Annotated in this window: 10 protein-coding genes; 8 read left to right on the top strand and 2 right to left on the bottom strand. The window is 53.9% G+C overall.

What is annotated here, in order from left to right; all coding sequences use genetic code 11:
- Positions 1 to 258: 258 nt before the first annotated feature.
- Positions 259 to 3003 (bottom strand): DNA polymerase I, encoded by a 2745-nt coding sequence (gene polA / locus AC1XYH_RS17980; RefSeq protein WP_483324487.1) that lies wholly within the window; start codon positions 3001 to 3003, stop codon positions 259 to 261.
- A gap of 72 nt (positions 3004 to 3075) precedes the next feature.
- On the opposite strand from polA, the gene AC1XYH_RS17985 reads away from it, so the two are divergent.
- The 4 genes from AC1XYH_RS17985 to AC1XYH_RS18000 all read left to right on the top strand — a co-directional run bounded on the left by AC1XYH_RS17985 (position 3076) and on the right by AC1XYH_RS18000 (position 6213).
- Entirely contained in the window at positions 3076 to 3360 is a 285-nt protein-coding gene (locus AC1XYH_RS17985; protein WP_483324488.1) for a DUF2782 domain-containing protein, read from the top strand.
- Between the two features lie 8 nt (positions 3361 to 3368).
- Entirely contained in the window at positions 3369 to 4322 is a 954-nt protein-coding gene (locus AC1XYH_RS17990; protein WP_483324489.1) for a homoserine kinase, read from the top strand.
- Positions 4323 to 4567: 245 nt separating this feature from the next.
- Positions 4568 to 5356 carry a peptidoglycan-binding protein gene (locus tag AC1XYH_RS17995; protein WP_483324490.1) on the top strand — a complete coding sequence of 263 codons (789 nt, stop codon included), beginning with the start codon at positions 4568 to 4570 and terminating at the stop codon, positions 5354 to 5356.
- A gap of 158 nt (positions 5357 to 5514) precedes the next feature.
- Complete coding sequence (locus AC1XYH_RS18000) at positions 5515 to 6213, top strand: P-loop NTPase family protein (protein WP_483324491.1); 699 nt, start codon at positions 5515 to 5517, stop codon at positions 6211 to 6213.
- A 72-nt stretch (positions 6214 to 6285) separates the two neighbouring features.
- Here AC1XYH_RS18000 and AC1XYH_RS18005 read toward each other — a convergent pair whose 3' ends face one another.
- On the bottom strand, positions 6286 to 7758 hold the full coding sequence (locus tag AC1XYH_RS18005) for an NCS1 family nucleobase:cation symporter-1 (RefSeq protein ID WP_483324492.1): 1473 nt from the start codon (positions 7756 to 7758) through the stop codon (positions 6286 to 6288).
- Positions 7759 to 8510: 752 nt separating this feature from the next.
- Here AC1XYH_RS18005 and AC1XYH_RS18010 point away from each other — a divergent pair.
- The 4 genes from AC1XYH_RS18010 (at position 8511) to AC1XYH_RS18025 (ending at position 12178) form a co-directional block, all read left to right on the top strand.
- Positions 8511 to 9320, top strand: coding sequence for a hypothetical protein (locus AC1XYH_RS18010; protein ID WP_483324493.1), 810 nt, complete (start codon positions 8511 to 8513; stop codon positions 9318 to 9320).
- Positions 9321 to 9476: 156 nt separating this feature from the next.
- On the top strand, positions 9477 to 10145 hold the full coding sequence (locus tag AC1XYH_RS18015) for a hypothetical protein (protein ID WP_483324494.1): 669 nt from the start codon (positions 9477 to 9479) through the stop codon (positions 10143 to 10145).
- A gap of 57 nt (positions 10146 to 10202) precedes the next feature.
- Positions 10203 to 11755 (top strand): IS3 family transposase gene (locus AC1XYH_RS18020; RefSeq protein WP_169850854.1). Its coding sequence is split into 2 segments (ribosomal slippage): positions 10203 to 10665 and positions 10665 to 11755, totalling 1554 coding nucleotides; the frame shifts between segments, so codons are not numbered across the junction.
- Between the two features lie 90 nt (positions 11756 to 11845).
- Entirely contained in the window at positions 11846 to 12178 is a 333-nt protein-coding gene (locus tag AC1XYH_RS18025) for a hypothetical protein (protein ID WP_483324495.1), read from the top strand.
- Positions 12179 to 12181 lie beyond the last annotated feature (3 nt).

A 12181-nucleotide genomic window follows, 5' to 3' on the forward strand; every position in this document is an offset into this window, starting at 1 on the left:
CTGTGCTAGGAAAGGGAGAGCCCGGTTTTCTGCCAACACTAAATCACATCTAAGGAGCATGAATGGCTGTTAAGCCGTCCATGTAATATCTGACGAGTGAGTTGCAGCTAAGTTCAAAAAAACATTTAGATCGGTTGGTTATGAAAACCCCGTCGCTTAGCTGCTGGAGTTTCCGTCTTGAATGCCAACCTACAAGCGCAAGCAAGGCCTGCTGATATAGCTTCAGGTTTGCCGCTGCGCGCCGCCAGCAGGCGCGCCTTAGTGCGCCTCATCCCAGTTATTACCCACGCCCACTTCCACTAGCAGCGGCACATCCAGTTCAGCGGCTTGCCCCATGCGATCCTGCAAGCCTTTGCTGACCGCATCTATTTGATCTTCGCGCACTTCCAGTACCAATTCATCGTGTACCTGCATGATCACGCGGGCGTCTAGTTTGCTGTCGGTCAGCCACTGGTCGACCTTGATCATGGCGCGCTTGATGATATCGGCCGCAGTGCCTTGCATAGGGGCGTTGATTGCAGTGCGCTCGGCGCCCTTGCGCATGGCCGGGTTCTTGGCGTTAATTTCTGGCAAGTAGAGGCGACGACCAAACAGCGTCTCAACATAGCCTTGCTCGCTGGCCTGTTCGCGGGTGCGCTCCATATAAGCCAATACGCCGGGGTAACGGGCGAAGTAACGGTCGATATAGGCCTGAGCCTGTTTGCGGTCGACGTCGATCTGCTTGGCCAGGCCAAACGCGCTCATGCCATAAATCAGACCAAAGTTAATCGCCTTGGCGCTGCGGCGCTGATCGGTAGTGACTTCATCAAGCTCTACCCCGAATACTTCAGCCGCGGTGGCCTTGTGCACGTCGAGGTTATGTTTGAATGCGTGCAGCAGACCCACGTCCTGCGCCAGGTGCGCCATGATGCGTAGCTCAATCTGGGAATAGTCCGCTGCCAGCAGCTTGTAGCCCTTAGGTGCAATAAACGCCTGACGAATGCGACGGCCTTCCGCGCTGCGAATCGGGATGTTCTGCAGGTTTGGATCAGACGATGAGAGACGCCCGGTTGCCGTTACCGCTTGGTGGTAAGAGGTGTGGATACGCCCCGTACGCGGGTTGATCTGTTCCGGCAGGCGATCGGTGTATGTGCTCTTCAGCTTGCTGACGCTGCGATACTGCATGATCACTTGCGGCAACTCGTAACCTTGCTCCGCTAGCTCGGCAAGTACCGATTCTGCGGTGGATGGCTGGCCCTTGGCGGTTTTCGATAGCACCGGCAAGCCCTGCTTCTCATACAGAATGGCACCCAGTTGTTTGGGTGAGCCGAGGTTGAACTCTTGTCCGGCCAGTGCAAACGCCTCGCGTTCCAAGGCGACCATTTTGGTGCCCAGTTCAATGCTTTGTTCGCCGAGCAGCTTGGCATCGACCAGCGCGCCGCAGCGCTCGATACGCGCCAGCACCGGCATCAGCGGCATTTCGATCTCTTGCAGTACCTTGGCGACGCGCTCCTGCGGCTGTAGTTTGGCCCACAGGGTTTGATGCAGGCGCAGGGTTACGTCGGCATCTTCTGCCGCATAAGGCCCGGCCTGCTCCAGCGCAATCTGGTCAAAGGTCAGCTGTTTGGCGCCTTTGCCGGCGATGTCCTGAAACTTGATGGTGCCTTGGCCCAGATACTTGAGCGCCAGGCTGTCCATGTCGTGACGGGTAGCGGTGGCGTCGAGTATGTAAGATTCCAGCATGGTGTCGAAGGCCACGCCCTGCACATGAATGTCGTAGTGGGCCAATACGTTGATGTCGTACTTGGCGTGCTGCGCGACCTTGGCTTTTTTCGGATCTTCCAGATAGGGCTTGAGTGCAGCCAATACCGCATTGCGGTCCAACTGGTCAGGCACGCCCATGTAGCTGTGGGCGACCGGGATGTAAGCCGCTTCGTGCGGGCTGACTGCGAGCGACACGCCGACCAGCTCTGCGAGTTGCGCATGAATGCTGGTGGTCTCGGTATCAAAGGCGAACAGATCCGCAGCTTTGAGTTTATCCAGCCAGCGCTCGAAGTCGGCTTGCTCGGTAATAGTCTCGTAGTTATTTTCCTGCTCGGGCTCGCTGACCGGGGCAGCATCACCGTTGATGGCCTCGGCCTTGGCGTCACGCTCTAGGTCGACCAGCCAGGTCCTGAATTCCAGCTCTTGATACAGCTCGGCCAGCGCTTCGCGGTTAGCTTTGGTGGGCATCAGGGCATCAGCGCGAATCTCCAGCTCCACATCCAGTTTGATGGTCGCCAACGCGTAAGACATGTAAGCCATGTCTTTATGCTCGGTGAGCTTCTCGGCGAGTTTCTTTGCGCCGCGAATCGGCAGCTCAGCGATCTTGTCGAGATTGGCGTAAATCACATCCAGCCCGCCGCCGAGCCCGGTCAGTAGGCCTAGCGCCGTCTTCTCGCCTACGCCCGGTACGCCGGGAATGTTATCGACCTTGTCACCCATGAGGGCCAGATAGTCGATAATCAGCTCCGGGCCGATACCAAACTTTTCTTTTACGCCCTCAATGTCCATCACGGTATTGGTCATGGTGTTGACCAAGGTGACGTGACCGTCAACCAGCTGCGCCATGTCCTTATCGCCGGTAGAAATTACCACCGCGCGACCATTCGCAGCGCTTTCGCAGGCCAGCGTGCCAATCACATCGTCGGCTTCGACGCCCTCGACGCATAGCAGCGGCAAACCCAATGCCTTGACGCTGGCGTGCAGCGGCGCGATTTGCACGCGCAAGTCGTCAGGCATGGGAGGGCGATGGGATTTGTATTCCTCAAACATGGTGTCGCGAAAGGTCGGGCCTTTGGCGTCAAACACCACCGCTATCGGGCTATCCGGATACTGTTTGCGCAGGCTCTTGAGCATGTTGAGCACGCCTTTGACCGCGCCCGTGGGCAGGCCTTTGGATGTCATCAAGGGCGGCAGTGCGTGGAAGGCTCGGTAAAGATAGGAGGAGCCATCGACTAAAACGAGGGGGGCTGTGTCAGTCATGCGTCAGGTCAACATTTCCGGAGGTAATGGAGCTAGAATAGATGTGTCGTCAAACAATAGGACAAGACTACCATGATTCGACTATTTGGCCGTGGCTTGGCCGTGCTACTGCTGGCGTGCAGCTTCTCGGTAATGGCGCAAGATGCCATCACCGCCGAGCCTGATGTAACTATCCGTGAAGAGGGTGACCGCACGGTTGAAGAGTACCGCTTGAACGGCTTTCTCTACGCTATCAAGGTCACTCCCAAGAGCGGTGCGCCCTACTATCTGGTTGCGGTAGATGAAGACGGCAACTATGTGCGCTCGGATCAGCCCGAAGGCTTGCGCATCCCGTCCTGGAAAATCTTTGAGTGGTGAGCTGAGTTATGTCGGTATTTACAGAAGTCAGTCGTGCTCAGCTAGAGGCCTTCCTGCAAGGTTTTGAGTTGGGCCGGCTGGTTGAGTTTTCCGGCATTGCCGGTGGTAGCGAAAACAGTAACTTCTTCGTCAGCTGCAGCTCTGGCGATTATGTACTGACGTTGGTTGAGCGCGGCGATGTTGAGGCCTTGCCGTTCTTTATCGAGTTGCTGGAATGCCTGCATCAGGCGGGGCTTTCGGTGCCCTACGCTATCGCCGACCGTCAAGGGATTTGCTTGCAGCAGCTCAACGGTAAGCCGGCGTTGATACAGCCACGCTTGCCAGGCAAGCATATTGAACACCCAGACCCCGCACATTGCGAGGCCCTGGGTCGTTGGCTTGCGCAGCTTCACAATGCCACGGTCGACACGGCATTAGCGCGACCCAGCGAGCGAGGCCTGGAATGGATGCTTAGCGAAACGCGTCAGCAGCTCGCACTCAGTAGCGGTGCTCAAGCAGAGCAGTTAGACGCGATGCTCTGCTTGCTCGCCCAATGGCAGCGTGAGGATCCAGGCTTACCGCGCGCGGTGCTGCATGCAGACCTGTTCCGCGACAACGTCATGTTTGATGGCCACCATCTTAGCGGCGTGATCGACTTCTACAACGCCGCCAGCGGCTGGACGCTTTACGACGTTGCCATCGCAGTTAATGATTGGTGCCTTAATCCTGATGCCAGCCTGGACCCGCGCCGCGCCAAGGCGTTGCTCGCCGGTTACGCCAGCCAGCGTTCCTTTACGCCTGCGGAGCATGAATGCTGGCCGAATATGCTGCGAATCGCCGCCCTGCGTTTCTGGCTGTCTCGCCAACTGGCGGTAGACCAACACAGTGGCCAGAGCGGCGTACTGATCAAAGACCCGGATCACTTTATGCGGGTATTACAACAGTGCGAGAGCGTCCAGACCGGTCTGCCATTGGCGCTTTAGTGTTGTTTTGAAGAGGCTCCATTGGCGGCTGTTTTGGTGGGCGGGTTGCGGGGCGGCTGTACCAGTTGACTGGCGCGCCAGCGCAATCCAGCTAAGCTTTCTTTGGCGCTTGGTTACCTCCTATTAATGGGTTGGCGGTAGCTTCCTGGTTACCGGTTAAGCGCTGAGCCGCGGCGTAGTAGAGCAGTGCCGTTTTGTGATCTGAAGATCACTGATCCGCACGTCTAACTCTCGAGGCTAGCCGCATGATTCCTGTCGATGGTAATTTCATTCTCGCGGTAGCACCGCGTTTTTCCGGCTCGTTGGCACAGGCGCAAATGCGCATCGTGGGCGACATTTCTGCCGCTTTTGCCCCCACTCTGAACCATTATCAAATCAACACCCGGCTGCGCATTGCGCATTTCATGGGCCAGGTAACGCATGAGTGCGCGGGCTTTCGTACCACTGAGGAGTTTGCCTCAGGCGCGGCGTATGAAGGCCGGCGAGACTTGGGTAATACCCAGCGAGGTGACGGCAGACGTTACAAGGGTCGGGGGCTAATCCAGCTGACCGGGCGGGCGAACTATCGCAGCATGTCGGGGCGCCTTGAGCTGCCGTTGGAAGACAACCCCGAGCTGGCAGCCGACCCGCTGACGTCGCTGCGCATCGCTTGCGAGTACTGGGCCATGCGCAACATTAACCCGGTCGCAGATCGGGATGATCTGATTAAGGCCACGCGGCTGGTCAATGGCGGCCTTAACGGCCTTGAAGACCGACGTAATTATCTGCAAAAGGCAAAAACCGCGATAGCGGCTATTGAAGCCATTGGCGTTTCGCAACGCCAAGGTGGCAGCACCGCTGCGCTACGTCGCGGTTCTTTTGGCGATGCAGTGGGAGAGTTGCAGGAGCTTTTGGCTGCCAATGGTGTGCCCCTGGCGATTGATCGCGACTTTGGTCCGGCAACCGAACTGGCAGTGATGAACTTTCAGTTGTCACAGGGTTTGTTGGCTGACGGTATTGTTGGTCAGAAAACTTGGGCGGCACTGCGTGACTGAAAGATGGGTCTAAGCGTAAGCAATGGCTGCAGGGTGTTTTGCTGGTAATCTCGCATCAGGCGCGGTGCATCAGCTGTGTATTAGCGTCACAGATTTTTCGCATTATTGGCCTATATTTCGCATTACCCTCACTTTTCAGCGCAGCACAGGATATTTGCATGAGCACCATTCACTTTGTAGGTGGCGAGAAGGGCGGCGTTGGTAAGTCCGTCGTCTCGCGCGTGTTATCGCAGTACTTTCTCGAATACGGCCTTTTGTACGCGGGCTTTGATGCGGATCAATCCCACGCTACGCTCACCCATTATTACCCCGAATTCACTCAGCCCATCGTGCTGGATGATTTCGAGAGTATCGATCAGATCGTTGAAATAGCGACTGACGAAGAGCAAAAGCAACTGCTGATCGACCTGCCGTCCCAGAGCCAGCGCTTTCTTGATCGTTGGCTGGAAGACAGCGGCGTGCTGGAAATGTGTGATGAATTAGGGCTCAAGACGGTGTTCTGGTACGTGGTAGACGGCGGCCGTGATTCGATCAGCCTGCTTGAAGAGTTCCAGCAGAAATACGGCGGCGTGATGCCCTTCGTAGTGGTGAAAAACCACGGCCGCGGTAACGACTTTAGCGATATTGACGCCGTATTAGCCAAGGGCCGTGCGGCTCGTCTGCTGGGTGTAGTAGATATTCCGGAACTGCATACGGCCACGTTACACCGCATCGACAAACTGTCACTGGGTTTCTGGTCTGCCATTAACGTCAAGAGCAGTAATGGTGCGCACCTCAGCATGATGGAACGCCAGCGCACCAAGGTGTGGCTACGCAAGGCATTCGACTCCATCGGTGCCGTGTTCCGGAGCATTTAACCGGTCGTTGCAAAGCCAAGCGCGTTGCTAGGGCTGCACCTAACCTGCATGGCCAGGTGCAGCAGCAACCACTTAACCTTGGTTTTCAGCGGTCGTGGCTTTGTGCAACGCGGCCGCATTGTGCATCAGCGCGTAATGCAGCACCGCACCTAACAAGGCGCCCAGCAACCAGGCGTAACCGTGCAGCTGGCTAACGGCAGGCACCCAAACCGAGGCGACCGAGAACACCGAGGCCACGGCGAACGAGATCATCGCCTTGCGGTTCCAGCCGCCATCAAAGTAGTAGGTTGAACCCGCCTTGGCGCTGAACAGATCCTGCAGATTCAGCTGTTGCTTACGCACCAGGTAGTAGTCCGCCACGATAATGCCGTACAGCGGCGCCAGAATCGCACCCAAGGTGTCAACGAAAGCCGCGATGCCTACCTGACTGATAAACGACACCCAGAGCGCACCAATAAAGAAGGCAATAGCCGCAGTGATAAAGCCACCGGTACGCGCGCTGATGCGTGAGGGCGCCAGGTTGGCAATGTCGTAGGCCGGTGGAATGAAGTTGGCCACCAGGTTAATACCCACAGTCGCAGCGAAGAAAGTCAGCGCCGCGATGATGGTTAGCGTCAGGTTATCGACGCGCGCGATGATGTCGGTCGGGTTGGTCAAGGTCTCGCCAAACACCACCACGGTGCCTGCGGTAATGACCAAAGCAATCAGCGAGAAGATTGCCAGGCTGACTGGCAAACCAAGAAAGTTGCCCTTGGTCATCTGCTTCTCGTCTTTTACAAAGCGGGCAAAGTCGCCGTAGTTAATCACCACCGCCGCGAAGTACGCGACCATGGTACCTACCACCGCGAAGAAGGCCGCCACCGGGCCAGTCTCGTAATCACCACTGCCGCTAAAAATGCTGCCTAGCTCGTTCCACAGACTCGGGCCGGCTTGATACCAGATGATCAGCATCAGCGCGATCATCACCACATATACCAGTGGGCCTGCCCAATTCAGGAAGCGCGTGATCCACGCCATGCCGCGCACAAACAACATAACCTGAAAGGCACACACCAGGCAGTAGGACACCCAGCCGATCAGCGTCATACCCAAAAAGGTAGCCGCATCTGCCGGCGACTCCAGCACCGCGTTCAGCAGCAGGGCAACGGCGGTAGAGGCAAAATAGGTCTGCACGCCATACCAGAAGATAGCCACAATCCCGCGAACCACCGCCGGAAAGTTAGCGCCACGCACACCCATGCTGGAGCGCGCCATCACCGGAAAAGGAATGCCGTACTTAACGCTGGGTTTACCGGTCAATTGCACCAGTCCCATCACGATACACCCTGCCAATACGATACCGCCTAGTACTGCCCAACCACTCAGGCCGTAAGAGATAAATAGCGTAGCGGCCAAGGTGTAGCCAAACAGGCTCTGAATATCGTTGGACCACACATTGAATATCTCGAACCAGCCCCAGGTGCGCTTGCTCGGCGGTAGCGGTGCGAGATCGTCGTTGTAAAGCGACGGGTCGATTTCGCGAATCTTGAAGTCGTCGTTAGCCATGGGCCGTTCCTTGCGTCTTGTTGGATTTGCCAAGCAGAGCTGAAACTCACAGCCCTACAGGTTGCGCTTGCACGTTCTGTTCCGCCTTCGCTGCGCCGGCCAACTGGCCGCTACAGGCCAAAATCAGGGCTAGAACCCAGGCTAAACAAAGCCCAGTGCGTGAAAAGGTCGCACATTGTGTACAAAAATGTAGCGGCTTTGTATTCAATAAATGTAGTGAATGCTAATTAATCGCTACAAAACGTGGGACGGCTTGCGCTATGGCAGTGCAAATCAGGCAACAGGCGAGCTTTACGGGGTAGTCGCGAGCACATAAACAACCTGCGCTTTACCCCGCCCCGATATGGAGCTACTTTTGAGCTATGGCAATACGCCAGTTCACAGGAGCCCAAGGATGGCGCACACACCTACCGCAATTGACCAGAGTGTCGCCATCCCGGCAGACCGCTGGCCATCATGCGCATCCTCTATCGATATTCAGCTAATAGCCAAGACAGTCGCACGCTCGCGCCAGTTGAGGGGTAACGATGGGGGCGAATGCATGACGCTTGGCATTTCATCCAGTACGACTGAATTCACAAAATGCGGAAGTCACGCGAATACGTTAGGTACTTGGGTGCTTTACGTTAACAGGCTGATTTGTATCAGTTTTCTCTTTAATGCCCGGCGGCAGGGAGCGTGATCATGCGGAAGTCGCTGATATGCAATCATAAAGCCGGCGTTCCAGTAAGTTGTTAGCCATAGAAGGGGGCATGATGGTGTCGCAAGCATCTAAGTTAAACCTAAATGATTGGAATGATTGGATTCACAAGGTTCGCGAAAAATCAGAAGCCTCTAAAATTGGAGTATTTCCACCTAGCGTTAAAATGAACAGCAAAAATCTAATATTTGAAAACATGACTTATATTTACGGCCCTATGATTGTTGGCTTGGATATTAGAAACAAAAGAAAAACAATGTGGTTTCTGGATGTAACACATGAGACCGGGTATGAAAAAGATATTCGAGAACGCACCAAAACCTGGGCAGTGACTAGAATGGAGTTCGTTGAATCAAAGAACCCAATGAGCCAAACGGATAATCTTGGGCTCTTTGAAGGGCTGTCTATTTCCGAGCATTTCATCGAAAGATTTTTAGAGAGGAATGATTTTAGGTCCAAATCTGATTTTTCAATTCTAATTAAGGTCGTGATGGCTGGGATAGTCAGACTAGATACGAAAAATTTGGCGGAAGATCTTTTAATGTCTGGTGTTAAAGATATCGGAATTGTCACAGAGCAAGGTGTGTTCTATGTGGCATTAGACAGCAGCAATTCTTCTGGTCGAATGGTACTAAAGACATTTATATCTTTCGACAGCATGAGGATGTCTAAGCGCTTAGCTTTTTTGAACTTACTAAAAGGCTCTTCAATTTATAAAGAAAAGCTTTCTAGGGTGCGCTTTGCAGTCATTTCATCTAGGGGTGAAGATGGAATCCACGAAATCTATGACGATTTTATCAAGAGCTATATCACTTCAGAGCGGTATATACCGCCGCAAGTATCTGTACTAAAGCATGGCTAACAAGTGTATCAAGTTCGTTCCGGCCCTTCGGGCCTCCACCGGACGCCCTTGACAGGGCGCTGCTTATACAAGCGTTAGTTTCTAGCAAATCTCACCTAGACCATCTCAGTCTAGTTGGTGGGTTTTTATTACAAAATTTGGTGCAGAGTTTTATCAATGAAAAGCATAAATTTATTATCGCTAGCTCAAGCGCATAATTCTTTGGGAACCAGTGAATACAATTTATTTATTGATTACTATGGAATTGGTCTAAATAACCATGAAGTAGGCGGCTTAAAATTACTGATAGACGAAATGTTCGCCCTGTTTTCGTTTGTTAATATTTTCAATGACTTTTATGTTGGCTATAAAATACAGCACATAAGTAAAGAGTTCGATCTTCTGCGCTTTGGTACTAATTACATAGTTAATATAGAAGTTAAGAGTGAGAGCAGTGAAGATAAGATCAAGAAGCAGCTAATTAGAAACCAATACTACCTTAGCCATATCAACAAAGTTATTCACAATGTTTGTTTCGTCGCTAAAACTAAAAAATTGTACCAATTGAATGGCATGGGAGGCTTGGATGTTCTACCCATAACTTATTTAGTGCAACTTTTAACTGGCCAAAATTTATCTAAATTAGAAAATCCAGATTCCCTTTTCAATCCATCTGACTATTTGGTTTCACCTTTCAACTCCACACCTAAGTTTATTGCTGATCAATACTTTCTAACGGGAAATCAAGAGAGTATAAGAAATTCAATTTTGGCAGATATGAGCACAGGTGCATCCGCTTTTATATCATTGACTGGAGGGCCTGGTACGCCCCCGGTGTCAGGCTAGTTGTCGCCTGAGCTGATTTATCAAAACGATAGATCGGGGGCGTCAAAGAGAGCTGTAATGTCGAGCTATTCACCTGAGCGTAAAGCTGCCCTGCTGAACAAGTTACTCCCGCCACTCAACCACTCCGTAGCTGAGCTCGCTCGCCAAGAAGGTGTCCCCGAAGCGACGCTGTATGCTTGGCGCACCAAGCTCAAAGCAGGAGGCGCGGTAGTGCCTGGAGACAAGAACAACACCGATGACTGGCCCGCTGAAGCCAAGTTCGCAGCGGTATTGCATGCGGCCACCCTGAGCGAGATCGAGCTCAGCGAATACTGCCGCAGCAAAGGTTTGTACCCCGAGCAAATCAGCGCGTGGCGTCAAGCCTGCATTACGGGCCAGATGTCCGCTAAAGCGCAGCTCAAGGCAGAGCGAGATCAAGCACGTGCCGACAAGAAACGCATTACCGAACTGGAGCGCGAGTTGCGGCGCAAGGACAAGGCGCTGGCGGAAACCGCCGCCATATTGGTACTGAGAAAAAAGATGAATGCCTTCTGGGGAAACGACAGCGAGGACGTTTGACCTCGCTGCCAGAACGGCAACAACTCGTTGAACGCTTTAACCACGCCGTCGCCTCTGGCGCGCGCAAGGCGGTGGCCTGCGCAGAGATCGGCCTGTCGTTACGCAGCCTGCAACGCTGGGCGCTGACACCGGTTATACAGGCCGATGTGCGTACGACCACGCCACGTCCGCGCCCGAGCAATGCCCTGAGTGCTGAGGAGCGTCGCACCATCCTGGAGGTCTGTAACAGCCCGCCATTTGCCAGCTTGCCGCCGAGTCAGATCGTGCCAAGGCTGGCCGATCAAGGCCGCTACCTGGCTTCAGAGGCGACCTTTTACCGCGTGCTGAAAGCCGCTGATCAGCAGCATCGCCGCGGTCGCAGTCATGCGCCGCACAAGCACGCCGCACCGACCACGCACAGTGCAACGAAGAGCAATCAGGTCTGGTCATGGGACATCACCTACCTGCCATCGCCAGTGCGCGGGCAGTATTACTACCTGTACTTGATCGAGGATATCTACAGCCGCAAGGCCGTGGGCTGGGAGGTTTACGAGCAAGAAAGCGGCGAGCGGGCGGCCGGACTGATGCAGCGTACCGTGCTCGGCGAGCGCTGCGCGGGCCAACCCCTGGTGCTGCACTCGGATAACGGTGCGCCAATGAAATCAGTGACGCTGCTGAGCAAGCTGTACGACCTTGGCATCACCCCGTCGCGCGGACGACCCCGTGTAAGCAATGACAATCCCTACTCGGAATCGCTGTTTAGAACCCTGAAATACTGCCCGCAATGGCCGCAGGATGGCTTTGCCGATTTGGAAGCCGCACGCAGCTGGGTGCGCGACTTTATCCGCTGGTACAACCATGAACACCGCCATAGCCGCATCCGCTTCGTGACCCCGGCACAGCGCCATCGCGGCGAGGATCAAGAAGTACTGGCCAAGCGTCATGTGCTGTACCAGCAAGCCCGTCATAGACACCCTCATCGCTGGTCAGGTGCAACGCGAAATTGGCAACCTATCGGCGCCGTCACACTCAACCCAGAGAGGGAGCAGCCGGCAGTGAAAATAGCAGCTTAAAAACACGGCTGACGCGACAACTACCTTGCAAAACGCCGTACGGGAAAAACATTATTAACATACGATATCGTTAAGTCTGTCAGAAATTCATTGAGAACTGTAATTGTCCATTGCGGGCAGCTCAATGATGGCCATTTGAGACTAAAAAAGTTTGGCTGGAATATCATCGCTATACGAGATTTTAAGAATTATGATCTCTCTACTGTTGACTTGGTTTTGGTTGATGAGACTCAAAGAATTTATGCTAATCAGCTTGATAAGCTAATTACGGAGGCGGCATCAACAAATACCCACTGTGTGTTTTCCTATGATAAGCAGCAAACATTGCATTCATCTGAATCAAAAATGGATGTGGAGGGTAAAATTAAGGTTCTTCACGGAAGTCCGGGGCAACCCGGACTTTTCGTTTCTGGAATGAGGTGAGGC

Source organism: Pseudomonas sp. GW-45, from assembly GCF_056896675.1.

Coding starts and splice junctions, on each gene's coding strand:
- AC1XYH_RS17990 (WP_483324489.1), top strand. CDS start 3,369: ATGTCGGTATTTACAGAAGTCAGTCGTGCTCAGCTAGAGGCCTTCCTG.
- AC1XYH_RS18000 (WP_483324491.1), top strand. CDS start 5,515: ATGAGCACCATTCACTTTGTAGGTGGCGAGAAGGGCGGCGTTGGTAAG.
- AC1XYH_RS18015 (WP_483324494.1), top strand. CDS start 9,477: ATGAAAAGCATAAATTTATTATCGCTAGCTCAAGCGCATAATTCTTTG.
- AC1XYH_RS17995 (WP_483324490.1), top strand. CDS start 4,568: ATGATTCCTGTCGATGGTAATTTCATTCTCGCGGTAGCACCGCGTTTT.
- AC1XYH_RS18005 (WP_483324492.1), bottom strand. CDS start 7,758: ATGGCTAACGACGACTTCAAGATTCGCGAAATCGACCCGTCGCTTTAC.
- polA (WP_483324487.1), bottom strand. CDS start 3,003: ATGACTGACACAGCCCCCCTCGTTTTAGTCGATGGCTCCTCCTATCTT.
- AC1XYH_RS17985 (WP_483324488.1), top strand. CDS start 3,076: ATGATTCGACTATTTGGCCGTGGCTTGGCCGTGCTACTGCTGGCGTGC.
- AC1XYH_RS18010 (WP_483324493.1), top strand. CDS start 8,511: ATGATGGTGTCGCAAGCATCTAAGTTAAACCTAAATGATTGGAATGAT.